Here is a 23,813-nt window from a genome sequence, read left to right on the forward strand (position 1 = left end):
CCGCACGCGCACGAGCGGCCCGCGTCAGGCCTCCGGGCCGAGGAGGCGGCGCAGGCGCGCGTTGTCGATCGGGTCGACGAGCGTGCCGCGCTCCTCGCGCACCCACCAGTCGCCCGAGCGCCGCCGCTCGTCGCGCGTCGTGTACCGGTAGCGGAAGACGCGGGCCCGCACCCACCGCGGGGCCGGGCCGGCGGGGTCGTCCGCGAACGGGTCCGCGGCGAGCAGACGCAGGGTCGGGCGGTCGGCCTCCAGGAGCCGGAGCAGCAGCACCTCGAACCACCGTGTGCCCGGCGACCCGAGCGCGAGGAACCACATCTGCCAGTCCAGGCGCAGGTGGTACGGCGCGACCTGCGGCGGACGTCGCCCCACGTCGCCGGGCTTGCCGCGGAACGCGTACTCGACCCAGTCGTCCGGCCCGGGGGAACGGGCTGTCGACCCCTCGATCACGACCTCGTCCCGTCGCCGCGACACCGACCCGAACGCCCCGTAGGCGTTGACGAGCCGGAACGGCTCGAAGCTCGCGTTCATGAGCTGCCGGTGCGCGACCAGGTTGCGCGCCGGGCGCACGCTCAGCACGAGCAGGAGCGCCGACACCCCGAGCACCGCCAGGACCAGGGACACCGGACCGCCCAGGCCCGTCCCGCCGTCGGGCACCGGCGCCTCGCCTCGCCCGAGCGCCGGCACCAGCCACGACCCCACCGCCGCCCACGCGCCGTCGCTCACCACCCCCAGCCCGAGCACGACCGTCAGCCAGTTCAGCCACGCGAAGTTCCCCGTCACCAGCAGCCACGCCTGCGTGAGCACCACGACGCCGCCCGCCACGCTCGCCACCGGCTGCGGCGCGAACAGCGCGAACGGCACCACGAGCTGCGTCACGTGGTTGCCCGCCACCTCCACCCGGTGCCACCACCGCGGCAGGTGGTGCGCGTGCCACGAGAACGGGCCGGGCAGCGGCTGCGTCTCGTGGTGGTAGTACAGGGCCGTCAGGTCACGCCAGACCCGGTCGCCGCGGATCTTGATGAGCCCCGCGCCCAGCTCGACCCGGAACAGGCACCACCGGGCCGCCAGCAGGACCAGCACCGGGGGAGCGACGCCCCCGCCCGACGACCCCAGCCAGACCACGAGGAACGTCACCTCGCACAGCAGCGACTCCCAGCCGAACCCGTAGAACCGCTGCCCGACGTTCACCACCGACAGGTACGCCGCCCACAGGAGCAGGAACGCGAGCGTCGTCACCCACCACGGGCCGCGCTGGGGGAGCCCCACGACGAGCAGCCCCGCGAGGACCGCCCCGCACCACGCCATCCCCGTCACGAACCGGTCGCCGCACCGCCACCGGAGCACGCTCGGCCCGTCCCGCCACGACGTGCGGTCCACGAACGCCGCCACGGGCAGCAGCCCGTGCTCGCCCAGCAGCGGCCGCCACTGCCGCACCACGACGACGAACGCCACCACGAGCACGGCCGCCGTGCCCCGCTGCAGCACCTCGCGCGCCACGTCGTAGTCCGGCGCCCAGAACCACGACCCCAGCCACGTCGCCACGCGGCCGGGCCACCCGTCCGCCATCCCTCCACGGTAGGCGTGTGACCCGTGTCTCACCCGGCCGCGGTGAGCACCCGCCGCCCTGCCCCGGACCATGCCCCGCCCCTACGATCGGGGCATGAGCAGCCAGGGCCTCACCCAGTCCACCGACCGCATGCGCGACGCCGGAGTCGCCCCCGCCGCCATCGACGTCTTCACGCGCTTCTACCGGCTCCTCGAGTCCGGCGCGACCGGCATGATCCCCGAGACCGACGTCGAGCCCCTCACCGACGTCGCCCACCGCGACCAGCTCGACGTCCCCGACGCCGCCGCCCGCGACGCCCTCCAGCGCACCGCGATCATCAAGCTCAACGGGGGCCTCGGCACCTCCATGGGCATGGACCGCGCCAAGTCCCTCCTCACCGTGCGCGACGCCGACCCGCAGCGCCCCGACAGCGGCCCCCTCACCTTCCTCGACGTCATCGTCGCCCAGGTCCGCGCCGCCCGGCACACCACCGGAGCACCCCTGCCGCTCCTCCTCATGAACTCGTTCCGCACCCAGGACGACACCCTCGCCGCGCTCGCCCCCCACGACGACCTCCCCGTCGCCGGGCTCCCGCTCGACTTCCTCCAGAACCGCGAGCCCAAGCTCCGCGCCGACGACCTCACCCCCGTCGACTGGCCCGCCGACCCCGAGCTCGAATGGTGCCCGCCCGGCCACGGCGACCTCTACACCGCCCTCTATGCCTCCGGCGCGCTCCGCGCCCTCCTCGACGCCGGCTACCGCTACGCCGCCGTCTCCAACTCCGACAACCTCGGCGCCGCCCCCGACGCCGCCATGGCCGGCTGGTTCGCCGCCAGCGGCGCCCCCTTCGCCGCCGAGGTCGCGCGCCGCACCCCCGCCGACCGCAAGGGCGGCCACCTCGTCGTGCGCCGCAGCGACGGGCGCCTCGTCCTGCGCGAGACCGCGCAGACCCCCGCCGACGACCAGGACGCCGCCGCCGACATCAGCACGCACCGGTACTTCAACACCAACAACCTCTGGTTCGACCTCGAGGCGCTCGCGGCCGAGCTCGACCGCACCGGCGGCGTGCTCGAGCTCCCGCTCATCAAGAACACCAAGACCGTCGACCCGACCGACCCGTCGTCGCCCGAGGTCGTGCAGATCGAGTCCGCCATGGGCGCCGCCGTCGAGGTGTTCGACGGCGCCGTCGCCATCGAGGTCGGGCGCGACCGGTTCCTGCCCGTCAAGACGACGAACGACCTCCTCGTCCTGCGCTCCGACGTCTACGACCTCGACGACCACTACCGCTTCGTGGCCCGGACCGACGCGCCGCTCGTCGACCTCGACCCGGCCCACTACAAGACCATCGCGGCGTTCGACGCCCGGTTCGACGACGGCACCCCGTCCCTGCGCGCCGCACGCTCCCTCACGGTCCGCGGCGACTGGACCTTCGGCTCGGGCGTCACCGTCACCGGCGACGCCGAGCTCGCCGACCCGGGCGGCTCCTCGCGCGTCCCCGACGGCGCGGTCGTCGGCCCGGACGGAGTCAGCGACTGACCCGGGGGAGACTCGCGGTGGGCCGAGGAAGAGCCCTTTCGCTGGAGGAGGGATCTTCGTCGTAGCAGGGCTGCCGGTGCTCTGTGCACGACGTCGAGGATCGCGCCCAGAGTTTCGGCCCCCGGGAAGAAGCCTTGGCGAGCCGGAGGCAGGGAGAGCGAGCCTGCCCCACTGGGAGGATGCTGACATGATTCTCGTGAGGGCTCGTGTCACGCGGTGGTTGACCGACGTGCCGCAGCCAGGGCTGGTCGAGATCCAGCTCGACGATGTCGAGGGCCGCACGCACCGCCTCGTCGAGAAGTCCGCGATCGTCGACTCGACCGGGGCCGTCCGTCGCGATGGGAGCTTTCCGATCACTGTCGACCTCGCCTGCCGACCTCGCACGCAGTACCCCGGTCTCGACGCCAGGGGCCGGGTCAACGTCGTGGACTTGTCACCCTGGGGGATCGGTGACGATGACGTCGTCTACGCGGTCGGCCGAGAGAACCTGACCTTGGCGCGTCCGGCGGCGTACTCCGACCTCTCGGTTCGAGCCCGCCAGGCGGCGGGCCTCGTGACCTTTCGCCGTTGGCGAGCTTCCGTCGGGTTGACCGCCCCCGAGCTCGACGCGCTCGAGGAGCATCTGTGGCAGTATGCGCTCGTCACCCCTGAGACGTTCGACGAGTGGCACGAGGCCGATCCCCTGGCACGACTGGGCTCGTCCGAGCCGCTACCTGTGTCGCTGCTCCGCACGCTCGAAGCGTCCGGCATCGAGCCAGAGGAACTCAGGTCGGTCATCGACTCTCTCATCGAGATCACCTACGGCGGACTGTTCGGTCGGCTCGAGAGCAGATGGTCACTCAGCGAGCTGGCCACGGTGGTCGCGTTCGCTCGGCGTCAAGGAGTCGCACCGGCTCCCGCGGATGCGTTCGACGACTGCCTCTGGATCGATGACGACTGGGGTCGCCCCACTGAGACGATCGTCGGCAGGTGGCGCGCGGGCGAGTAGACCATCGCTGGGGCGAGCGGCCGCACGGACGAGCGGCGGATGACGGATGCCGCATCACGACCCGCCGCGACCACCAACTCATACAGTGAGCCGCGAAGCACGGCGAGCAGGGTTCTTGCCGCGGGTGACCACGGTTCTATCTCGGCGGATCGTGTTCAGGCGGGGAGGTCGACGACGCGGTCGGTGCCGCGCCAGGCGGTGAGGGCGCCCGAGGTGGCGGCGGCGAGGTCGGCGTCGAAACGGTCGAGCTCGGTGGGCGGGACGAGGACGGTGAACCGCGCCTCGGTGCCGTACGTGACGTCGTCGAGGGTGCCGTCGTGCTGAGCGCACCAGTCGCGCAGGACGCCGTGCAGGCGGCCGGCGTCGGCGTGCGGGACGTCGACGCGCACCTCGGTGAGCACCGCGCGACGGACGGGGCGCGCGACGTCGAGCGCCTCGCTCACCGCGGACGAGTACGCCCGGACGAGCCCGCCCGCGCCGAGCAGGACGCCCCCGAAGTAGCGCGTGACGACGGCGACCACGTCGGTGACCTGGCGGTGCCGCAGCACCTCGAGCATGGGGACGCCCGCGGTCCCAGAGGGCTCGCCGTCGTCCGTGGAGCGCTGCTGGTCGGCGTGGGCGCCGACGACGAGCGCGACGCAGTGGTGCCGTGCGTCCCAGTGCTCCTTGCGGACCCGGGCGATCACGGCATCCGCCTCGGCGACCGAGGTGACGGGGGAGAGGTGCGCGAGAAACCGGGACTTCTTGACGACGAGCTCGTGGTCGACGGGTCCGGCGATCGTCCCCCACAGCTCACCGGTGCCCGCGCTCATCCCGCGAGCCTATCCGTGGGTGCGGTCGCCCGGAGCAACCGGCGAGCGAGCGGCCTGCCGCCGAGAGAGCGACGGGCGACCGTGCGGAACCGGCGTTCCGTGCGGTCGCCCGTCGCTCTCTCCGGCGCGTGCGGCCACCGGGGTCAGTCCGTGCCGGACTCCATGGCGGCGCGGTCGAGGAGCGCGTCGTCGCCCTCGGCCATGCCGCGCGAGGCGATGACCTCGGCGCCACCCTCGGGCATCGCGCCGATGAGCTCGGTCGTCGCCCCGGCTCCGGCCCCGATGAGCGCCGCGTGCGCGGTGCCGACGATGCCGATGCCGGCGTACTGCTCGAGCTTGGCGCGCGAGTCGGCGATGTCGAGGTTGCGCATGGTGAGCTGGCCGATGCGGTCCATGGGACCGAACGCGGAGTCCTCGGTGCGCTCCATCGAGAGCTTGTCCGGGTGGTAGCTGAACGCGGGCCCGGTGGTGTCGAGGATCGAGTAGTCCTCGCCGCGGCGCAGGCGCAGCGTGACCTCGCCCGTGACGGCGGTGCTGACCCAGCGCTGGAGGGACTCGCGGATCATGAGCGCCTGGGGATCGAGCCAGCGGCCCTCGTACATGAGGCGACCGAGACGGCGGCCCTCGGTGTGGTACTGCGCGAGCGTGTCCTCGTTGTGGATCGCGTTGACGAGGCGCTCGTACGCGGCGTGCAGGAGCGCCATGCCGGGCGCCTCGTAGATGCCGCGGCTCTTGGCCTCGATGATGCGGTTCTCGATCTGGTCGGACATGCCGAGGCCGTGGCGGCCGCCGATCGCGTTGGCCTCCTGGACCAGGGCGACCGCGGACTCGAACTCCTGCCCGTTGATCGTGACGGGGCGGCCCTGGACGAAGCCGATCGTCACGTCCTCGGCTGCGATCTCGACCGAGGGGTCCCAGAACCGGACGCCCATGATGGGCTCGACGGTCTCGATGCCGGTGTCGAGGTGCTCGAGCGTCTTCGCCTCGTGCGTGGCGCCCCAGATGTTGGCGTCCGTCGAGTAGGCCTTCTCGGTGCTGTCCCGGTAGGGGAGGTCGTGGGCGAGGAGCCACTCCGACATCTCCTTGCGGCCCCCGAGCTCGGCGACGAAGTCGGCGTCGAGCCACGGCTTGTAGATGCGCAGAGCGGGGTTCGCGAGCAGGCCGTAGCGGTAGAACCGCTCGATGTCGTTGCCCTTGAACGTGGACCCGTCGCCCCAGATCTGGACGTCGTCCTCGTGCATCGCGCGCACCAGCAGGGTGCCGGTGACGGCCCGGCCCAGGGGAGTGGTGTTGAAGTACGCGCGCCCGCCGGAGCGGATGTGGAACGCACCGCAGGCCAGGGCCGCGAGGCCCTCCTCGACGAGCGCCGCGCGGCAGTCGACCAGGCGCGCGACCTCCGCGCCGTACGCCGTGGCGCGTCCCGGCACCGACGCGATGTCGGGCTCGTCGTACTGGCCGATGTCGGCGGTGTAGGTGCAGGGCACGGCGCCCTTGTCGCGCATCCAGGCGACGGCGACGGACGTGTCGAGGCCGCCGGAGAACGCGATCCCGACGCGCTCGCCGACGGGGAGGGAGGTGAGAACCTTGGACATGCTCAAAGTATGCGCGAATCTGCATAGGTATTCAATCTCGCCCGACGGGTCGGGCTCTCGCACGCCGGCGGCGGCGTGTCTCACTCGGTAATAGTGTGCCAAGCGGATAGGTTCTCGACCGTGACCACCGCCTCCGCCGCCTCGCCTTCCGAAGGCCCCGACCGCACGGGTGCCGACCCCGCGGCCTCCTCGTCTCGCTATCCCCGGCCGACGGTCTCGCTGGACGAGGCCGAGTGGGTGTGGCGGACGCTCGCCACCGAGGCGATGGTCGAGTCGGCGAAGCCGGAGACGGTGCGGCTCGCCGTGATCGCGGGGCTCACGCGCGCGACGGGCGCCCGGTACGGCGACCTGCTGCGCTGCACCGCCGACGCGATCGACCTCGGCCCCGCGACGGCGCGGGCGGGGGAGGGGAGGGTCGTGCTCACGCACGGCAAGCACCGCACGGTGCGCGAGCACGTGCTCAGCGCGAGCGTCGTCGTCGTGCTGCGGCGCTGGATGGCGGTACGCGAGGTGCTGGCGGCAGACCTCGAGGGGTCCGTGCCCCGCGCGCTGCTGCTCACGGTGCATCACACGCACGACAACGGCGTGACGGTCTCCAGCGGCCTGCCCATCACCAAGCAGGGGCTCGTGCTCTCCTGGCGGCGGTTCGTGCACCGGACGAACGCCCGCTACGGCGCCGTGCGGGCTCCGCTGCCGACGCGCTTCGAGCAGGTCCGGCGCGCGTGGGTCGAGGCGTCAGCGCCCGCCGGCAGCGGGATCGTCGCCGGTCCCGGGCTCGGCGACGACGCCGGGCGGGACGCCCTCCTCGCCGCCGAGCTCCTGGAACAGGGTGACGTGGAGGCCGGCGGGGGCGTCGAGCCGTGAGTTGAGCGAGCCCCACGGGGTGCGGGTCGGGGGAGCGACGAGGTCTGCCCCGGCCTCGACGGCGCGCTCGGTGGCGGCCCGCGCGTCGTCCACCTCGAACGCCACGCGCAGGTGGCCGGCCACCTGGCGCCCGACCTCGACGTCGTCGATCGCCCGCTTGTGGGCCGGGTTCGCGATCTCGAGCGTCGCGTGCCCGACGTCGAGGATGGCCACCCGGTCCTCCTCGCCGTCGGCGTACGCGATGCGCTCGGGGAGGCCCAGGACGTCGCGATAGAAGGCGAGAGCGGCGTCGTAGTCCTCCGCCTCCACGACGAGACGGAGCTGGCGGACGGTGGGCTGGCGAGGAGTGTTGTCGCTCATCAGGCGACACTACGTCACATCTCAGAAAAATAGTGTGCCAAGCGGCTCCAACCAACCCACCCGCCGTAGACGCCTCACCACACAGCACGGAAAAGCCGGCCGCGCGCCGGGTCGGATGGACCGTGGCGCGCGGCCGGCTCTGAGCGGTGGAGCAGCTGGCCGGCAGGGGAGCGGGCGTCAGGGCTGGCCGGCGGCCGCCTGCTCGGCCTTGCGCGCCGCGCCCGTCTCGGTGCGCGCGCCGTCGGTGGAGAGGTCGCCGCCGGTCGACTCGAGGTGCGCCCGGACGAACCAGTGGAACAGCTCGAGGTCGTGCAGGTGCCCGATGAGCAGGTCGTTCGTGACGTCGTCGAGGCCCTCGGTGGCGGACGCCGCCTCGCGGTGCGCCGTGATGACCCCGACGTACACCTCGTCGAGTGCCCCCAGGTGGGCGATGGTCGAGGCGCGGCCGAGGGAGTAGTCCTCCCAGGTCCGCTCCGCGACGAGCGCGCCGGGAGTGCCCTTCGGGGAGACGCCGAGGGTCGCGATGCGCTCCGCGACGGCGTCGACCATCGCGCGGACGGCGTCGACCTGCGGGTCGATCATCTCGTGCACCGCGATGAAGTGCGGCCCGACGACGTTCCAGTGGATGTGCTTGAGCGTGAGCTGCAGGTCGTTGAGCGCGTGCAGGCGCTCCTGGAGGATCCCGGCGACCTTCGCCCCTTCCTCGGGGGTGAGCGACGGGACGGTGTACTTCGGCAGGTCGGAGCGAGCGGCCATGGGTGCCTCCTCGGGTCGGTTCGTGCGCCGCGGCGGCGGCGGGACGGTCTCGGGTGCCGTCCCCGCCATCGTCGGGCGGTCCTCGGCCGCTCGCAGGGCGAGGTCAGTCCCGCGGCGTGACGAGCAGCACGAGGCCCAGCACGACGACACCGCCGAGCGCGGTCGCGACCGCGGACGAGACCTCTCGCGCGGTGACCGCCTGGACGCCGAGCGCCACCACGAGCAGCGCGGCCTGCAGCACGACGACCCGACGGAGGTCCGGCAGGACCGCCCGCAGCTCGGCGCGCGCGTCGGGTGGCACGTGGTCCGCCCACCAGGCGGCGCGCAGGACGAGGTGGCCCAGCGGGAGGAGCGCGAACACGACGGGGTCGAAGGGGCCGTCCCCCTCCACGATCAGGAGGAGGCCGCCGAGGAGCACGAGCACGTGCGGGACCGGCGGCGCGGGGAGGAAGGCCGTCGCGGTCCCGAGGGCGACGGCGGTGCCCCAGACGAACGACGGTGCGAGACCCGTCGTCTGGAGTGCGGCTCCGGTGAAGGCGGTGGCGAGGACGAGGAGGACGACGCGCGGCCACCAGCCCGCGACGGCGCGCCCGGTCTCGACCTCGAGGCGGGGACGCGGCCCTGCGGTGACGACCTCGCGTCGGACGAGGCGTCTCATCGGGCACCCCCGAGAGGGCCCGGTCGACCGGGGCCCTGCCGGTCGAGCCGTCGTGCCGCGAGCTCGAGCGTCCCGCGAGCGCCGTCGGCGCCGGGTGTGCCGTCGTGCCAGCGAGCGACGACGATCCCGCGCTCGCGCAGGTCGTCCACGCGGTCCGCGCGCTCGTGGCGCGTGACGGCCCAGGCGGTCGCGACGTGGTCGTCGACCTCGGCGAGGGAGACCGGTGGGAGGACGTCGACGACGACGACCACGTGCCCGGTGTCGTGCCACTGGCGTGCGAGGCGGGGCGCCTCGTCGTCGAGGAGGGTCGAGAAGAGGTAGACGGCGGCGCCGGCGGGCACCTGGGGCGGGCGGAGGCGCGCGGAGGGGTCGCCGACGGGTCGGGCGAGGGCGAGGCCGTGGAGGACGCGGCGCAGGTGGCGTCGTCCTCCGCCGGCGCGGACGGGCCGGGCGAGGCGGCCGAGGTCGTCGAGGGCGACGCGGTCGCCGTCGGCGAGGACGGTCTGGGCGACGGACGCGGCGGCGTGGCGCGCGAGGTCGAGGGAGGTGGCCTCGTCGGGGCGCTGGGCGCCGACGCCGCTCCAGGTGGCGAGGTCGGGGGCGACCTCGTCGCGGGAGTCGACGACGAGGACGACGGTCGCCTCGGCGGTGCCGAAGGTGCGGCGGACGTACAGCGTGTCGAGGGTGGGTGAGCGGCGGGCGGTGGCGCGCCAGTCGATGCGGCGGAGCCGGTCGCCGGGGCGGAAGGCATCGACGTCGCGGAGCTCGGTGCCGTCGCCGGGGCGTCGGGAGGTGTGGGGCCCGGAGAGGCCGCGCAGGCGGGAGGCGAGGGGCAGGCGTCCGAGGGGTCGGGGGCGGGGCAGGACGAGTCGGCGCGGGCCGTGGGCGACACGGGCGACCTGCTCCTCGACGCCGTCGGGCCCGTAGGCGGCGTAGTCGACGCGGAGGGTGTCGGTGACGCCGGTGCGTGCGGAGGGCGCGCGCCAGGTGAGCTCGCGGGGGCCGTGGGTCGCGTCGACGAGGCGTTCGGTGACGAGCCCGCCGGGGGCGAGGGCGCGCAGCCGCAGGAGCTCGACGCCGGGCGGCACGTCGGCGACGGTGCGGGCTGCGAGGGTGCCGGGTGGGGCGTCGACGTCGAGGACGACGCGCACGGTGACGGGTCCGTGGGGGCGGCGGGTCCAGCCCCAGACGGCGCCGAGCAGGGGCGCGACCCCGAGGAGGGCGGCGTCGGGGCGGCGGAGGAGGACGCCGAGGGCGAGGAGCGTGGTGCCGAGGAGGACACCGGCGGCGAGGTGGACGGTGGTGCGCCAGCGGGGCGCGTCGGTGTCGCGGTCCGCCGTGGTGGTGCTCATCCGCGGTCGCCGACGGTGGCGGGTCCGGGGACGGTCTGGAGGATGCCGGCGACGACGGTCTCGGGCCGCAGGTCGGCGGCCCAGGCCCCGGGGGTGAGGGTGAGGCGGTGGGCGAGCACGGGGACGGCGACGCGCTTGACGTCCTCGGGCAGGACGACGTCACGTCCGTCGAGGACGGCGACGCCACGGGCGAGGAGAGCGAGGTTCTGCGAGCCGCGGGGCGACGCGCCGACCTCGAGGTCGCGGTGGGTGCGGGTGGCGGCGGCGAGGTCGACGCAGTAGGCGACGACGTCGGGGTGGACGTCGACCTGCTCGACGGCGGCCTGCATGGCGAGGACGGTGTCGCGGTCGACGACCTGGCGCACGACGGGGTCGTCGTGGCGGCGGGCGATGCGGCGGGTGAGGACCTCGCGCTCCTCGTCGCGGCCGGGGTACCCGACGGACAGGCGCGCCATGAAGCGGTCGAGCTGCGCCTCGGGGAGGGGGTAGGTGCCCTCGTGCTCGACGGGATTCGACGTCGCGACGACGTGGAAGGGGCGGGGCAGCGCGTGGGTGGTGCCCTCGACGGTGACCTGGCGCTCGGCCATGGACTCGAGCAGCGCGGACTGCGTCTTGGGGGCGGTGCGGTTGATCTCGTCGGCGAGCAGCAGCCCGGTGAAGACCGGCCCGGGCCGGAACTCGAACGTCCGGGTCGCGGGGTCGTACACGGAGGACCCGGTGACGTCCGACGGCAGGAGGTCGGGGGTGCACTGCAGGCGGGTGAAGTCGAGGCCGAGGGCCCGGGCCAGGCTGCGCGCGGCGAGGGTCTTGCCGAGCCCGGGGACGTCCTCGAACAGCACGTGCCCGCCGGCGAGGACCGTGGCGAGCGCGAGGGTCAGGGGTTCGCGGGCGCCGACGACGGCGGTCGCGACCTCGTCGAGGACGGCGCGGCCGTGCGCGGCGACGGTGGGCACGTCGAGGGTCGTGCCCGGTCCGGCGGTGCGGGGGGCGGGGTCGGCGGTCATCGGGGTGTCCCTCCGTCGGGGCGGTCCGGGTGGTCGTGGATGGTCGTCGGGTCGAGCCGGTCGAGCCGGTCGAGCGCAGCGAGCCAGGCGTCGAGCTCGGCGGGCGTGGGGAGGCGCCCGTCGGCGACGAGGTCGTGGACGGTGCGCGCGACGCGGGGGCCGAGGAGACGGGCCACGTCGTTCGCGGCTCCGGGGTCGGCGAGGTCGTCGATGCCGTGGCGGGCCAGGCGACGCTCCGTGAGGTGGCGCACCCGGCGGGCGGCGCCGACCGTGACGCGTCCGTCGCGGCCCAGGACCGACCAGCCGAGGTCGGACACGTCGCGCCGGTTGCCGTCGCGCCGCACGTCGGGGACGCGCGGCCACACGGTGTCCCCGGCGTACCCGGTGCGGTGCCACAGCACGACGCCCGCGACGCCGAGGGCGGTGAGCATGAGGGCGTGCGCGGGCGAGGAGCCGAGCAGGACGAGGACGACGCCGAACCCGACGGCCGCGGTGGCCGCGAGCAGGGCGCGCCGGTCCGCCGGGCGCAGCCGGTCCCAGCGTCCGCGTGCCCTCACGGCCGGGCCTCGTCGTGGAGCGGGCGGTCGTGGGGCGCGGACGTGTCGGGGTCCCCGGTGCCGACGACCCGCGTCGTGAGGTCCGCCGCGATGCGGGCGAGCGCCGCGCGCGCCGCCTCCAGGTCGCTCTCCCCGAGCGGTGTCTCGCCGAACCGGGCCCGGTGGTACAGGCCGCGCAGCGTCGCGACCGCCTCCGCGTCCACCCGGGTGCTCGCCAGCACCGCCGTCGTGAACTCCGTGGGCGTCTGTGCGGGGTCGCGCCGGGTGCCCGCCCGCTCCGCGGCGCGCTCGAGCGCGACCCAGGCGGCGACGACGGCGTCGTGCGGGTCCGCGTCCGGCGCACGCAGGTCGTCGTGCGCCCGCTCGACCGCCTCCCGCAGCTCCGGCACGACCGGGTCCTCGGCAGCGTGGACGGAGACGTCGCCCGGCGCCGTGACGAGGAGGTCGCGTCGGCGTCGCCGCACGAGGAGGGCCGGGAGGTAGCGGCGCGCCAGCACGACGAGGACCACGAGCACGACCACGCCCAGGGACCAGAGCAGGTACGCGTCGAACGACAGGCCCCCGGTGTCGGTCAGTGCCCGGAGGTCCTCCCGCTCCTGCGACAGGACGTCGGTCGCGGCGGTGTCCGGCGGCGGCGCGACCGGGTCCCGCGCGACGTCGTCGAACCAGCCGGGCGCGTCCCAGCCCCACGGCGCGCCGACGGCCGCGGCGAGCACGGCCGCGAGCGCCAGCGCCGTGACGACGGCGAAGCGGGCCGGTCCGGGCCGGCGGTGGTCGTCCCCCTGCGGTGCGGTCATGCGGGTCGGAGCGACTCTGCGTGGACGCCGGCGACGGCGGCGGCGACGAACGCGGCGGGGTCGGTGTCGAGGCCGCGGCCCATGGTGGAGAGCCGGACGGGGGCGTCGTGGAGGGCGTCGAGGAGGTCGGGGTCGGCGGGGACGTCGACGAGGTGGTGGCGCCCGGTGGGGGCGGCGAGGGTCGCGGCCTGCTGGGTGACGCGGCGGGTGAGGTCGGCGCCCCACCCGGTGAGGGCTTCGAGGTCGGGCGCGGGGACGGGCACGGGGACGTCGCTGGGGGCGAGGGCGACGCGGCCGTAGGCGGTGAGGGAGTGGTGGGAGACGCCGAGGTGGCGGTCGCGGGCGTCGGCGCCGGAGACGCGCAGGGAGGCGACGGGGCGGCCGCGGAGGGCGGCGACGGCGTTGAGGGCCTCGCCGGCGGCGACGCCGGAGAAGCCCCAGCGGGTGCCGGTGCCGAGGTTGCCGGGTCCTTGGGCGACGACGACGAGGTCGGCGCCGGTGACGTGGCGGGCGGCGAGGAGTCCGGTGTGCACGGTGACGGCCTCGAGGTCTCCGCCGAACGCCTGCCCGACGGTGAGGCAGGTGTCGATCCAGCCGGTGTCGCGCAGGGTGGCGACGGTGCGGGAGAACGCGGCGGGGAGGGCGCCGCCGTCGGTCATGACGTAGGCGACGCGGGGGGCGGGGCGACCTGCGAGCGCCGCGGCGTGCCGGGCGCCGGCGACGACGGCGGGCAGGGCGGAGTGGAGGTCGGCGACGACGACGGGGGTGCCGTCGAGGTCGTCGGCGTCGCGGAGGGTGTCGTGGTGGGGGGACTCCTGCTCGTCGACGCCGAGGACGAGGGCCTGGAGGGGGGTGTAGCGGGCCTTGACGAGGTGGCCGGGCCCGGGTGCGGGGTCGGGCGGGAGGGGGGTGCCGGGCTGGGCGGGGCCGACGACGAGGGCGTACCCGCCGGTGCCGAGGCCGCGGGCGAGGGCGGAGACGTTGAGGAGCACGTGGTCGCCGGGTCCGGGGGTGCCGACGAGCTGGGTGTAGGCGAGGGCGCGCACGGTCGCGTCGGGGTCGTCGTCGCGCCCGGGCAGGGGGGTGTGGAGCCGCACGTGCAGCTCCTGGGCGCCGGTCCAGGTCTTCGCGTGCGACACCACGGTCGCGGTCCGCCACGTGATCACGCGGCACACCCTATCGACCGACTAGCGTGGTGCCCGATGTCCGAGCCCACGCCCCCCTCGTCCGTGCCCGACCCTGCGCCGTCGTCGTCGGGGTCGTCGCCGACGAACCCGGCCGCGCGTCTGCTGAACCTGGTGATCGCGCTGGTGAACACGAACGCGTCGATGACGAAGCAGCAGATCCGCGTCAGCGTGGCGGGGTACGGCGACGCCCCGTCCCCGGACGCGTTCGAACGGATGTTCGAGCGCGACAAGGACACGTTGCGCGACCTGGGGATCCCGATCGTGACGGTGGACGCGGGCGGGCACGCGGACGAGGTGGGGTACCGGATCGATCAGGACGCGTACGCGCTGCCCGCGGTGGACCTGACGCCGGCGGAGCTGGGGGTGCTGGCGCTGGCGGCGCAGTTCTGGCAGGACAAGACGCTGCGGACGGACATCTCGCGGGCGCTGACGAAGCTGCGGGCGGCGGGCGCGGGGGAGACCGCGATGGACGTGGTGGCGGGTCTGGCGCCGCAGGTGCGGCCGGTGGGGGACGCGTACGCGACGCTGATGGACGCGATCTCGGCGCGGCGCGCGGTGTCGTTCACGTACCGGGCGGCGAGCACGGGGGAGGTGCGGGCGCGGCGGGCGCAGCCGTGGCGGATCGCGGCGCGGCGCGGCGGCTGGTACCTCGTGGGGTTCGACCTGGACCGGGGGGCGCCGCGGTCGTACCGGCTGAGCCGGGTCGAGGGCCGGGTGCGGGCGACGGGTCCGCGCGACGCGTTCGAGGTGCCGGCGGAGGTGGACGTGGACGCGGCGCTGGGCACGCGCGACGCGGGCGGGGTGGCGCGCCTGGCGGTGGTGCCGGAGCGTGCGGGTGCGCTGCGGGCGCGCGGCACGGTCGTGGGGTCGGTGCCGGACGCGCGGGCGGGCGACGGCGCGGGCCGGGACGTGCTGGAGGTGGCGTACGACGTGCGGTACGCGCTGGCGGACGAGGTCGTGGGGTACGGCGACGCGGTGCTCGTGCTCGGGCCGCCGGACCTGCGCGCGGCGGTCGTGCGCCGGCTGCGGGACGCGGCGGCGCTGGGATCGTCGTCGGGACCCGTGCCGGGTTCCGGGCAGGGCGAGGGGTCGACGGAGGTGGCGGGGCGTGGCTGAGCGCGCGGACGACCGGCTGGTGCGCCTGCTGGGCATCGTCGCGTACCTGGACGGGGCGGGCCCGGTGCCGGTGGGCGAGCTCGCCCGGCACTTCGGCGTGAGCGAGCGCCAGGTCCTGGACGACGTCGACGCCCTGTGGGTGTCCGGCACGCCCGGGTACTGGCCGGACGACCTCATCGACTTCGACGCCGACTCGATCGAGCGCGGCGTCGTGCGGCTCACCGAGGCGCGCGGCATGACCCGGCCCCTGCGCCTGGGCACGCGCGAGGCGGTGGCGCTCATCGCGGCGCTGCGCGCCATGCGGGAGACGGCGGCGGTGCAGGCCGACCCCGAGCGCGCGGGCGTCGTCGAGTCGGTGCTGCGCAAGCTCACCGACGCGACGGGCGAGGCGGCGGCGGCGCTCGACGTGCAGCTCGCCCCCGAGGGCGACCCGCGCGTCGTCGCGGCGATCACGAGCGCGCTCGTCGCGGGCCACCGCCTGCGCGTCCGGTACGTGACGGCCGCCGACGAGGAGTCGGAGCGCGAGGTCGACCCCGTGTCCCTGCACACCCAGGACGAGCACGCCTACCTGCTCGCCTGGTGCCACCGCGCGCAGGGCCGGCGCACGTTCCGCGTCGACCGGATCCTCGCCGCCACCGAGCTCGACCAGCCCGTCGAGGGGCACGACGTCGACCCCGACGTCGACTTCACGCCCACCGGCGACGCGCCGCTCGCGACGATCACGTTCGCCAGCCCCGCGCGCGCCGTCGCGGAGCAGGTCCCCGTCGAGTCCGTGCGCAACCTGCCCGACGGCGCGTTCGAGGTGCGCCTGCGCGTCACCAACCCGGTGTGGCTGCGCCAGCTCCTCACGGAGCGGGCGCGGCACGTGCTCGCCGTCGAGCCGGCCTCGGTCGCGCGCGACGTGCGCGAGGCCGCGAGCGCCGCCCTGTCCGCGTACGCGCACCTGCCGGGCGAGCCCGACGGCGCGTCGGGTGGCGTCGCGTCCGGCGGCACGGCTGCTGGCTAGGGTGGGCGGCATGTGGTTCTGGGTCTGGACGCTGCTCGTCGTGGGCACGCTCGTGGGCGCGTTCTTCCTCGCGCGGCGCCTGTGGCGGTCCGTGAAGGGGCTGGGGCGCGAGCTGTCGCGCGCGTCGCAGGTGGCGGCGGACATGAGCGCGCGGGCGGACGAGCTGTCGCGCGCCCTGGAGGAGGCGCAGCCGTCGACCGCGCCGACCCTGTTCGACGACCCGGTCGCGCTCCAGGAGCGCGTGGACCTGCTGCGCGCCGAGCGGGCGGAGCGGCGTGTCCAGCGGCGCCGGCGCGACGAGCAGGTCTGGTCCCGCTGGCGCCGGTTCAACGCGTAGGGTTCACCACGTAGACTCGCTCGCGTAGCGCCGTTCGCCTCGAGGAGGAGTTAGCCCATGGGCATGCTCAAGCCCTGGCACATCATCGTGCTGGTCGTCGTCATCCTGCTCCTGTTCGGTGCGCGTCGGCTCCCCGACCTGGCCAAGAGCGTCGGGCAGTCGCTGAAGATCTTCAAGAGCGAGGTCAAGGACCTGCGCGAGGACGACGCCACGCCGCCCGCGGCGGGCGGCGCCGGGTCGTCGTCCGCGTCGACCGGCACGTCCTCGCCGACCGTGACCGGAGGGACGACGTTGCCCGAACCGGGCGACACCTCGAAGGGATAGTCGGTGTCACGTACGTCTCGTGACCCCGAGGGGCGGATGCCGCTCCGCGAGCACCTCCTGGAGCTGCGCAAGCGGCTGTTCCTCGCCGCGTGCGGCCTCGTGGTCGGCGCGATCGTCGGGTGGTTCCTCTACGAGCCGCTGCTCGAGGCGCTGCAGGCGCCGCTGCTCAAGGCGGCGGAGGAGCAGGGCAAGGTCATCAGCCTGAACTTCTCGGGCCTGGCCTCCGCGCTCGACATGAAGGTCAAGGTCTCCCTCTTCCTCGGCGTCATCGTCACCTGCCCGTGGTGGCTGTACCAGCTGTGGGCGTTCATCACACCGGGCCTGACGACCCGGGAGAAGCGGTACGCGTTCGCGTTCCTCGGTGCGTCGGTCCCGCTGTTCCTCGGGGGCGCGTTCCTCGCCTGGTGGGTGCTGCCGCACGCGGTCGACATCCTCGCCGGGTTCGTGCCCGACGGCGCGACCAACCTGGCCGACGCGCAGGGCTACCTGAGTTTCGTCATGCGCCTCGTGCTGGCGTTCGGCCTCGCGTTCGTGCTGCCCGTCGTCCTCGTCGCGCTCAACGCGGCCGGGATCCTGCGGGCGTCCGCGATGGCCAAGGGCTGGCGGTGGGCGGTGCTCATCGCCTTCGTGTTCGCGGCCGTGATGACCCCGACCCCGGATGCGCTGACGATGATCTTCGTGGCGCTGCCGATCTGTGGCCTGTACTTCGCGGCGCTCGGCATCAGCTACCTCCACGACCGGCGCGTCGACAAGCTCGACGCCGCACGGCTCGCCCTGTGAGCGGCCCGCCCCGGCCGCGCCCCCGCGGGCGCGGGGGTCGCGCGTGAGCACGGTCGCCCTCGTCGTCAACCCGACGGCGGGGCGCGGCCGCGGCCGCGCGGCCGGGGACCGCACCGCCGACGCGCTGCGCGCCGCCGGGCACGCCGTCGTCGACCTCAGCGCCCCGAGCCTGCCCCTCGCCCAGGAGTCGGCCGACGCCGCCGTGCGCGGCCCGGGCGGCGACGGCGCGGGAGCGCGGCCCGGGGTGGACGCGCTCGTCGTCGTGGGCGGGGACGGCATGGTGCACCTCGGCGTCAACGCGACCGCCGGGACCGGCGTCCCGCTCGGGATCGTCGCGGTCGGGACGGGCAACGACTTCGCGCACGGCCTCGGGCTGCCCACGACCCGCACCGACCGGTGCGTGGACGCCCTCCTCGCGGCCCTCGGCACCGCCACGAGCACCGTGTCCTCGGCGAGCGCGCCGCCGTCCGTGCGCGCGGTCGACGCCGCGCGCGTCACGGGCGAGCACCTGGCAGCGCCCCGCTGGTACGCGGGCGTGCTGTCCGCGGGGATCGACGCCGCCGTCAACGCGCACGCGAACGCGGCCACGTGGCCCCGCGGCCGGTCCCGGTACGCGCGCTCGGCCCTCACGGAGATCACGCGCTACCGCCCCTACGGGTACCGGGTCACGCTGCACGGCGTCCCCGCGGGCGACCAGCTGCCCGACCTGCTCGCCGGGGCGCCCCTCCTGCTCGACGGCGCCGCCGTCGGGACGAGCCCCGACGGCGGCGGCACGCAGGGCGGGCGGACCGTGGTGTGGGAGTCGCCGGGCGCGCTCGTGTCGGTCGCGAACGGTCCGCGGATCGGCGGCGGCATCCGGATCGCGCCGGGCGCGGCGCTCGACGACGGCCTGCTCGACGTCGTCGTCGCGGGCCCGTTCGGGCGCTGGGGCGCGACCCGCATCTTCCCCGGCATGTACGCGGGGCGGCACCTGGCGAACCCGGGCGTGGGGACGCTGCGCGCGACGTCGGTGACGGTCGCGGCGACCGAGGCGGGCGCGACCCCGCCGCACGCGTTCGCCGACGGGGAGCACCTCGGCCCCCTGCCGCTGCGGGTCGACGTCGTCCCGGGCGCGCTGCACGTCCTCGACGCCCCGGCCCGTCCCGCCGCGCGGCGCTGACACACCCCGTCGGCGACCGGGAAGCGGCTGGTCGGCGAGGCGGCCCGCGCGCCGACCGGCGAGGTCGGCGGTGGACCGTAGGCTGGCACCATGACGGCCGCTGAATCGCCCGCCGCCCGTTATGCCGCGTCCCGGGCCCGCCAGGCGGCGTCCCGCACCCGGCTCGCGGAGTTCCGGCAGGTCCTCGACTTCCCCCTCGACGACTTCCAGGAGCGCGCGTGCGAGGCGCTCGAGGAGGGCCGCGGCGTCCTCGTCGCCGCGCCGACGGGCGCGGGCAAGACGGTCGTGGGCGAGTTCGCCGTCCACCTCGCCCTCGCGGGCGGGCGCAAGGCGTTCTACACCACCCCGATCAAGGCGCTGTCGAACCAGAAGTACGGCGACCTCGTGCGCCGCTACGGCGCCGACTCCGTGGGTCTGCTCACCGGCGACACGACGATCAACGGGGAGGCGCCCGTCGTCGTCATGACGACCGAGGTGCTGCGCAACATGCTGTACGCGGGCTCGCGCACGCTCGACGGCCTCGCGTTCGTCGTCATGGACGAGGTGCACTACCTCGCCGACCGGTTCCGCGGGCCGGTGTGGGAGGAGGTCATCATCCACCTGCCCGACGACGTCCAGCTCGTGTCCCTGTCCGCGACCGTGTCGAACGCCGAGGAGTTCGGCGACTGGCTGGAGATGGTGCGCGGCGACACCACCGTCGTCGTCAGCGAGCGCCGGCCCGTGCCGCTGTGGCAGCACGTGCTCGTCGCGTCGGCGAACCCGGCGACCGGGGTCGCGCACGCGGGCGGCGGGCGGGCGCTCGGCGCGGACCTGCTCGACCTCTACGCCGGGCACGTGAACCCCACGGACCCGGGCGTGAACCCGCCCATCAACCCGGACCTGCTGGCCGCGTTCCGCGCGGCCCCGCGCACGAGCGCGTCGGGCCCGGGCGGGCGGCGCGGCGCGGGCGACCGCGGGTACCGGGGGCGGGGCGGGCGGCGCCCCGGTCCCGACCGGTCCGGGCTCGGGGCGCGCCGCACCCCGGCGCGGTTCGCCGTCGTGGACGCCCTGGACGCGGACGGGCTGCTGCCCGCGATCTACTTCATCTTCTCCCGCGCCGGGTGCGAGGGCGCCGTGCAGCAGTGCCTCGCGGCGGGGCTGCGCCTCACCTCGCCCGCGGAGGAGGCGGAGATCCGGCGCGTCGCCGAGGAACGCACCGAGACCATCCCCGCGGAGGACCTCGAGGTGCTCGGGTACTGGACGTGGACGGAGTCGCTCGCGCGCGGGATCGCGGCGCACCACGCCGGCCTGCTGCCCGTGTTCAAGGAGACGGTCGAGGAGCTGTTCAGCCGCGGCCTGGTCAAGGTCGTGTTCGCCACCGAGACGCTCGCGCTCGGCATCAACATGCCCGCCCGGTCCGTCGCGCTGGAGAAGCTCGTCAAGTGGGACGGGACCGCGCACGTCGACGTCACCCCCGGCGAGTACACCCAGCTCACCGGGCGGGCGGGGCGGCGCGGCATCGACGTCGAGGGGCACGCCGTCGTCGTCGACCACGCGGGCCTCGACCCCGTGCACCTCGCGGGCCTGGCGTCCAAGCGCCTGTACCCGCTGCGCTCCAGCTTCCGGCCCACGTACAACATGGCGGTCAACCTCGTCGCGCAGGTCGGGCGGGACCGGGCGCGCGAGGTGCTGGAGACGTCGTTCGCGCAGTTCCAGGCCGACCGCGGGGTCGTCGGCCTCGCGAAGCAGGCGCAGGCGCACGCCGAGGCGCTCGACGGGTACGCGCAGGCCATGACGTGCGACCGGGGCGACTTCGCCCAGTACGCGGCGCTGCGGCGGCGCATCACCGCGCGCGAGGGCGACCTGTCGCGCGCCGCGAGCCGGTCCCGGCGCGCAGAGGTCGTGGCGGCGTTCGAGCGGCTGCGGCCCGGGGACGTGGTGGAGGTGCCGTCGGGGCGGCGCGCGGGCTACGTCGTCGTGCTCGACCCGGGGGAGGGGGCCGGGTTCGACGGCCCGCGCCCCACCGTGCTCACGCAGGACCGGCAGGTGAAGAAGCTCACCGTGGCCGACGCGCCCGGCGGCATCCGCACCGTCGCCACGGTCCGGGTGCCGAAGTCGTTCAACCCGCGCGTCCCGGCGCAGCGGCGCGACCTCGCGTCCACGCTGCGCAACGCCCTCGGGGCGCTCGACGAGCCCGGCACGCGACCCGGGCGCACCACCCGCACCCGGTCCGCCGCCGCGGACGACGCCGAGCTCTCCCGCCTGCGCGCGCAGCTGCGCGCCCACCCGTGCCACGACTGCCCCGACCGCGAGGACCACGCCCGCTGGGCCGAGCGGTGGGCCCGGCTCAAGAAGGAGCACGACCAGCTCGTGCGCCGCGTCGAGGGCCGCACCGGGTCCATCGCGCGGGTTTTCGACCGCATCTGCGACGTCCTGCTCACGCTCGGCTACCTCGCCCCCGGCGAGGTCGCGGACGACCCGGCCGCACCGCTCGAGGACGCCCTGGACGCGGAGGAGCCCGCCCACGGGGCCCGGGCCGGCGGCGAGCGCGACCGCGCGGGGCGGGCCGGGCTGCGCGTCACGCGCGACGGACAGTGGCTGCGGCGCCTGTACGCCGAGAACGACCTGCTGCTCGCCGAGTGCCTGCGCCGCGGCGTGTGGGAGGACCTCGACGCCCCCGCCCTCGCCGCGGTGGTGTCCACGTGCGTGTACGCGGGACGGCGTGAGGACCGCGGCGAGCCCGACGTCCCCGGCGGGCCGCACGGCACGCTCGCCCGTGCGCTCGAGGCGACCACGCGCGTGTGGTCCGAGGTGGACGACCTCGAGGAGGCCCACGACATCGACGCCACCGGCGCCCTCGACGAGGGCCTCGTCACCGCCGTGCACCGGTGGGCCGTGGGCCGCAGCCTCGACGCCGTGCTGCGCGGCTCCGAGATCGCGGCCGGCGACTTCGTGCGCTGGTGCAAGCAGGTGATCGACGTCCTCGACCAGGTCGCGACCGCCGCGCCCACGCCCGCCGTGCGGCGCACCGCGCACCAGGCGATCGAGAAGCTGCGGCGCGGCGTCGTCGCGTACTCGAGCGTCTGAGCCGCCCGCGCCCGCACCCCCCGGAGCCCGCGCGGGCGCGTGACGTGCACGACACCCGCCGCCACCTGCGCGGACGTCGCGCCGGAACGGCGAGGTTCGGGCGGTTGTGGCGGTATCGTGAAGGATTGTGGCCTCAACCCTGTACCGCGGCGGCGTGATCCACTCCCAGGCCGACCCGTTCGCAGAAGCGCTCCTCGTCGACGACGGCGTCATCGCCTGGATCGGAGCCGACGACACGGCCGACGGGCTCGCCGCCCGCGCCGACCGCGTGATCGACCTCGACGGCGCGCTCGTCGCGCCCGGGTTCGTCGACGCGCACGTCCACCTGTTCGAGATCGGGCTCGCCCTCGCGGGCGTCGACCTGTCCGCGAGCGCCGGCGTGACGACGCTCGCGGCGGCGCTGGAGGCGGTCGCGAAGGCCGCGGCGGGCGTCGGGGACGACGACGTCGTGCTGGCGTTCGGGTGGGACGAGCGGTCCTGGCCCGAGGGGCGTCCGCCGACGCGCGACGAGCTCGACGCGGCCGCGGGCGGGCGCGCGGTGTACGCGGCGCGGGTCGACGTGCACTCCGCCGTGGTCTCCACGACGCTCGCGCGGCGCTGCGCCCTGGCGGAGCGCCCCGGGTGGGACGAGTCGGGCTGGGTCACGGGGGAGGCGCACCACGTCGCCCGGGACGTCGCGCGCGACGTGTCGCCCGCGCGGCGCACCGCCCTGTACCGGGCGGCGCTGCGCGCGGCGGCGGAGCAGGGGATCGTGTCGGTGCACGAGATGAGCGCCCCGCACATCGACACGCGCGCCGGGCTGCGCGAGCTCCTCGCGCTCACGGGCGACGCGTCCTCGGGGCTGGCGCACGTCGTCGGGTACCGGGGCGAGCTGTGCACCACGGTCGACGACGCGCGCGAGGTCCTCGCGGACGTGCCGGGACTGACGGGGCTCGCGGGCGACCTCAACGTGGACGGGTCGATCGGGTCGCGCACCGCGGCGATGCGCCTGCCCTACCAGGACGGGCCCGACCCCACCGACCGGGGGAACCTCTACCTGAGCGCGGAGCAGATCGCGAACCACCTGTCCGCGGTCGGGGCGGCGGGCACGCAGGGCGGCTTCCACGTCATCGGGGACCGCGCGATGGACGAGCTCGTCCTCGGGCTCGAGGTCGCCGCGCAGGTCCACGGCCAGGGCGCGGTGCGCGCGGCGCGGCACCGGGTGGAGCACGCGCTGTTCGTGGACGCGACGGCGCTGGCGTCGCTGCTGCTGTTCGGCGTGAGCCTGAGCATCCAGCCGGGGTTCGACGCCGCTTGGGGCGGGCCGCAGGGCATGTACGCGGCGCGCGTGGGCGCGACCCGGGCCGAGGGCCTGAGCCCGTTCGCGGACCTGGCGGGGGCGGGCGTCCCGCTCGCGTTCGGGTCGGACGCGCCCGTCACGCGCCTCGACCCGTGGGCGGGCGTGCTCGCGGCGATGTCGCACGTGGACCCCGACCAGCAGATCTCGGCGCGGGCCGCGTTCCGCGCGCACACGCGCGGCGGGTGGCGCATCGCGGGCCTGGACCACACGGGGGCCGGCCAGCTGCGCGTCGGGGCGCCCGCGCACCTCGCGGTGTGGCGGGGCGAGCACCTCGTGGTGCAGGGCGCGCTCGGGCGCACGACGTCGTCGTGGAGCACGGACGCGCGCGCCGGGCAGCCGCTCCTGCCGGAGCTCGGCCCCGACGTGCCGCGACCCCGGTGCCTGCAGACGGTGCGCGACGGCGTCCCCCTGTTCGACACGTTCGTGTGACCGCTACCGCTTGACAGGGCCGTGAGCCGGAGTAGGTTCGACAGGGTGTTCCGGCCCCCGCGGCCGCAGGGGGATCAGCCACCGACGACGACCCCTCGGCGTTCCGCGCCGGGTACCTGGCCGGGCTCGCGCGCTCAGTAGAAAACGTGCTCCGCCGGTGGCGGCGGCGTACGGGCCGAAGGGCGCGCGAGCCCGCACACACCCACCCTCGGGCCGCCTGCGGATCACCCGCCGGACCGACGCCGCGG

Annotated in this window: 21 protein-coding genes; 10 read left to right on the plus strand and 11 right to left on the minus strand. The window is 75.5% G+C overall.

Annotation, left to right across the window (positions count from 1 at the left end):
* Positions 1-24: 24 nt before the first annotated feature.
* A complete protein-coding gene (locus tag ACTJIY_RS01240; protein ID WP_440673062.1) occupies positions 25-1,566 on the minus strand; it encodes a lipase maturation factor family protein in 1,542 nt (513 codons plus the stop codon).
* Positions 1,567-1,660: 94 nt separating this feature from the next.
* On the opposite strand from ACTJIY_RS01240, the gene ACTJIY_RS01245 reads away from it, so the two are divergent.
* On the plus strand, positions 1,661-3,082 hold the full coding sequence (locus tag ACTJIY_RS01245; protein WP_440673061.1) for a UTP--glucose-1-phosphate uridylyltransferase: 1,422 nt from the start codon (positions 1,661-1,663) through the stop codon (positions 3,080-3,082).
* Positions 3,083-3,269: 187 nt separating this feature from the next.
* Positions 3,270-4,070, plus strand: a complete 801-nt coding sequence (locus ACTJIY_RS01250; RefSeq protein ID WP_440673060.1) for a hypothetical protein — start codon at positions 3,270-3,272, stop codon at positions 4,068-4,070.
* Between the two features lie 155 nt (positions 4,071-4,225).
* Here the strand turns inward: ACTJIY_RS01250 and ACTJIY_RS01255 are convergent, their stop codons facing one another.
* From ACTJIY_RS01255 to ACTJIY_RS01300, 10 genes are all read right to left on the minus strand, one after another.
* Entirely contained in the window at positions 4,226-4,882 is a 657-nt protein-coding gene (locus ACTJIY_RS01255; protein ID WP_440673059.1) for a YigZ family protein, read from the minus strand.
* Positions 4,883-5,025: 143 nt separating this feature from the next.
* Positions 5,026-6,474 carry an argininosuccinate synthase gene (gene argG, locus ACTJIY_RS01260; protein WP_440673058.1) on the minus strand — a complete coding sequence of 483 codons (1,449 nt, stop codon included), beginning with the start codon at positions 6,472-6,474 and terminating at the stop codon, positions 5,026-5,028.
* A 735-nt stretch (positions 6,475-7,209) separates the two neighbouring features.
* Positions 7,210-7,698 carry a VOC family protein gene (locus ACTJIY_RS01265; protein ID WP_440673057.1) on the minus strand — a complete coding sequence of 163 codons (489 nt, stop codon included), beginning with the start codon at positions 7,696-7,698 and terminating at the stop codon, positions 7,210-7,212.
* Between the two features lie 177 nt (positions 7,699-7,875).
* Positions 7,876-8,454: a Dps family protein gene (locus tag ACTJIY_RS01270; RefSeq protein ID WP_253049476.1), complete on the minus strand. Its 579-nt coding sequence runs from the start codon at positions 8,452-8,454 to the stop codon at positions 7,876-7,878.
* A gap of 103 nt (positions 8,455-8,557) precedes the next feature.
* Positions 8,558-9,112, minus strand: coding sequence for a hypothetical protein (locus ACTJIY_RS01275; RefSeq protein ID WP_440673056.1), 555 nt, complete (start codon positions 9,110-9,112; stop codon positions 8,558-8,560).
* Positions 9,109-10,464, minus strand: a complete 1,356-nt coding sequence (locus tag ACTJIY_RS01280; protein WP_440673055.1) for a DUF58 domain-containing protein — start codon at positions 10,462-10,464, stop codon at positions 9,109-9,111. Before ACTJIY_RS01280 ends, ACTJIY_RS01275 begins: the two co-directional genes overlap by 4 nt.
* Positions 10,461-11,468, minus strand: coding sequence for an AAA family ATPase (locus ACTJIY_RS01285; protein WP_440673054.1), 1,008 nt, complete (start codon positions 11,466-11,468; stop codon positions 10,461-10,463). Before ACTJIY_RS01285 ends, ACTJIY_RS01280 begins: the two co-directional genes overlap by 4 nt.
* Positions 11,465-12,025, minus strand: a complete 561-nt coding sequence (locus ACTJIY_RS01290) for a hypothetical protein (RefSeq protein ID WP_440673053.1) — start codon at positions 12,023-12,025, stop codon at positions 11,465-11,467. The genes ACTJIY_RS01285 and ACTJIY_RS01290 overlap by 4 nt, the downstream gene beginning before the upstream one ends.
* Positions 12,022-12,822 (minus strand): DUF4129 domain-containing protein, encoded by an 801-nt coding sequence (locus ACTJIY_RS01295; protein WP_440673052.1) that lies wholly within the window; start codon positions 12,820-12,822, stop codon positions 12,022-12,024. The genes ACTJIY_RS01290 and ACTJIY_RS01295 overlap by 4 nt, the downstream gene beginning before the upstream one ends.
* A complete protein-coding gene (locus ACTJIY_RS01300; RefSeq protein WP_440673051.1) occupies positions 12,819-13,988 on the minus strand; it encodes a DUF3866 family protein in 1,170 nt (389 codons plus the stop codon). Before ACTJIY_RS01300 ends, ACTJIY_RS01295 begins: the two co-directional genes overlap by 4 nt.
* A 36-nt stretch (positions 13,989-14,024) precedes the next feature.
* On the opposite strand from ACTJIY_RS01300, the gene ACTJIY_RS01305 reads away from it, so the two are divergent.
* The 8 genes from ACTJIY_RS01305 to ACTJIY_RS01340 all read left to right on the plus strand — a co-directional run bounded on the left by ACTJIY_RS01305 (position 14,025) and on the right by ACTJIY_RS01340 (position 23,565).
* The gene (locus ACTJIY_RS01305; RefSeq protein WP_439157356.1) at positions 14,025-15,125 is read left to right on the plus strand and encodes a helix-turn-helix transcriptional regulator; all 1,101 of its coding nucleotides are present in this window, start codon (positions 14,025-14,027) and stop codon (positions 15,123-15,125) included.
* Complete coding sequence (locus ACTJIY_RS01310) at positions 15,118-16,131, plus strand: helix-turn-helix transcriptional regulator (RefSeq protein ID WP_440673050.1); 1,014 nt, start codon at positions 15,118-15,120, stop codon at positions 16,129-16,131. Before ACTJIY_RS01305 ends, ACTJIY_RS01310 begins: the two co-directional genes overlap by 8 nt.
* A gap of 10 nt (positions 16,132-16,141) precedes the next feature.
* Positions 16,142-16,468 carry a hypothetical protein gene (locus ACTJIY_RS01315; RefSeq protein ID WP_353709273.1) on the plus strand — a complete coding sequence of 109 codons (327 nt, stop codon included), beginning with the start codon at positions 16,142-16,144 and terminating at the stop codon, positions 16,466-16,468.
* Between the two features lie 57 nt (positions 16,469-16,525).
* Positions 16,526-16,792: a Sec-independent protein translocase subunit TatA gene (gene tatA / locus ACTJIY_RS01320; protein ID WP_440673049.1), complete on the plus strand. Its 267-nt coding sequence runs from the start codon at positions 16,526-16,528 to the stop codon at positions 16,790-16,792.
* Positions 16,793-16,828: 36 nt separating this feature from the next.
* Positions 16,829-17,572, plus strand: coding sequence for a twin-arginine translocase subunit TatC (gene tatC / locus ACTJIY_RS01325; protein ID WP_253050706.1), 744 nt, complete (start codon positions 16,829-16,831; stop codon positions 17,570-17,572).
* Positions 17,573-17,615: 43 nt separating this feature from the next.
* A complete protein-coding gene (locus ACTJIY_RS01330) occupies positions 17,616-18,731 on the plus strand; it encodes a diacylglycerol/lipid kinase family protein (RefSeq protein WP_440673048.1) in 1,116 nt (371 codons plus the stop codon).
* 90 nt (positions 18,732-18,821) lie between these two features.
* On the plus strand, positions 18,822-21,797 hold the full coding sequence (locus tag ACTJIY_RS01335) for a DEAD/DEAH box helicase (protein WP_440673047.1): 2,976 nt from the start codon (positions 18,822-18,824) through the stop codon (positions 21,795-21,797).
* 127 nt (positions 21,798-21,924) lie between these two features.
* Positions 21,925-23,565, plus strand: a complete 1,641-nt coding sequence (locus ACTJIY_RS01340) for an amidohydrolase (protein WP_440673046.1) — start codon at positions 21,925-21,927, stop codon at positions 23,563-23,565.
* Positions 23,566-23,813: the final 248 nt, after the last annotated feature.

The organism is Cellulosimicrobium sp. 22598, assembly GCF_052044445.1.
Lineage (GTDB): Bacteria > Actinomycetota > Actinomycetes > Actinomycetales > Cellulomonadaceae > Cellulosimicrobium > Cellulosimicrobium cellulans_G.

What these genes read in the sequence shown, in the direction of transcription:
- tatC (WP_253050706.1), top strand. Translation starts at nt 16,829, where the DNA reads ATGCCGCTCCGCGAGCACCTCCTGGAGCTGCGCAAGCGGCTGTTCCTC.
- ACTJIY_RS01295 (WP_440673052.1), bottom strand. Translation starts at nt 12,822, where the DNA reads ATGACCGCACCGCAGGGGGACGACCACCGCCGGCCCGGACCGGCCCGC.
- ACTJIY_RS01250 (WP_440673060.1), top strand. Translation starts at nt 3,270, where the DNA reads ATGATTCTCGTGAGGGCTCGTGTCACGCGGTGGTTGACCGACGTGCCG.
- argG (WP_440673058.1), bottom strand. Translation starts at nt 6,474, where the DNA reads ATGTCCAAGGTTCTCACCTCCCTCCCCGTCGGCGAGCGCGTCGGGATC.
- ACTJIY_RS01335 (WP_440673047.1), top strand. Translation starts at nt 18,822, where the DNA reads ATGACGGCCGCTGAATCGCCCGCCGCCCGTTATGCCGCGTCCCGGGCC.
- ACTJIY_RS01275 (WP_440673056.1), bottom strand. Translation starts at nt 9,112, where the DNA reads ATGAGACGCCTCGTCCGACGCGAGGTCGTCACCGCAGGGCCGCGTCCC.
- ACTJIY_RS01245 (WP_440673061.1), top strand. Translation starts at nt 1,661, where the DNA reads ATGAGCAGCCAGGGCCTCACCCAGTCCACCGACCGCATGCGCGACGCC.
- ACTJIY_RS01280 (WP_440673055.1), bottom strand. Translation starts at nt 10,464, where the DNA reads ATGAGCACCACCACGGCGGACCGCGACACCGACGCGCCCCGCTGGCGC.
- ACTJIY_RS01270 (WP_253049476.1), bottom strand. Translation starts at nt 8,454, where the DNA reads ATGGCCGCTCGCTCCGACCTGCCGAAGTACACCGTCCCGTCGCTCACC.
- ACTJIY_RS01315 (WP_353709273.1), top strand. Translation starts at nt 16,142, where the DNA reads ATGTGGTTCTGGGTCTGGACGCTGCTCGTCGTGGGCACGCTCGTGGGC.
- ACTJIY_RS01255 (WP_440673059.1), bottom strand. Translation starts at nt 4,882, where the DNA reads ATGAGCGCGGGCACCGGTGAGCTGTGGGGGACGATCGCCGGACCCGTC.
- ACTJIY_RS01285 (WP_440673054.1), bottom strand. Translation starts at nt 11,468, where the DNA reads ATGACCGCCGACCCCGCCCCCCGCACCGCCGGACCGGGCACGACCCTC.
- tatA (WP_440673049.1), top strand. Translation starts at nt 16,526, where the DNA reads ATGGGCATGCTCAAGCCCTGGCACATCATCGTGCTGGTCGTCGTCATC.
- ACTJIY_RS01305 (WP_439157356.1), top strand. Translation starts at nt 14,025, where the DNA reads ATGTCCGAGCCCACGCCCCCCTCGTCCGTGCCCGACCCTGCGCCGTCG.
- ACTJIY_RS01240 (WP_440673062.1), bottom strand. Translation starts at nt 1,566, where the DNA reads ATGGCGGACGGGTGGCCCGGCCGCGTGGCGACGTGGCTGGGGTCGTGG.
- ACTJIY_RS01265 (WP_440673057.1), bottom strand. Translation starts at nt 7,698, where the DNA reads ATGAGCGACAACACTCCTCGCCAGCCCACCGTCCGCCAGCTCCGTCTC.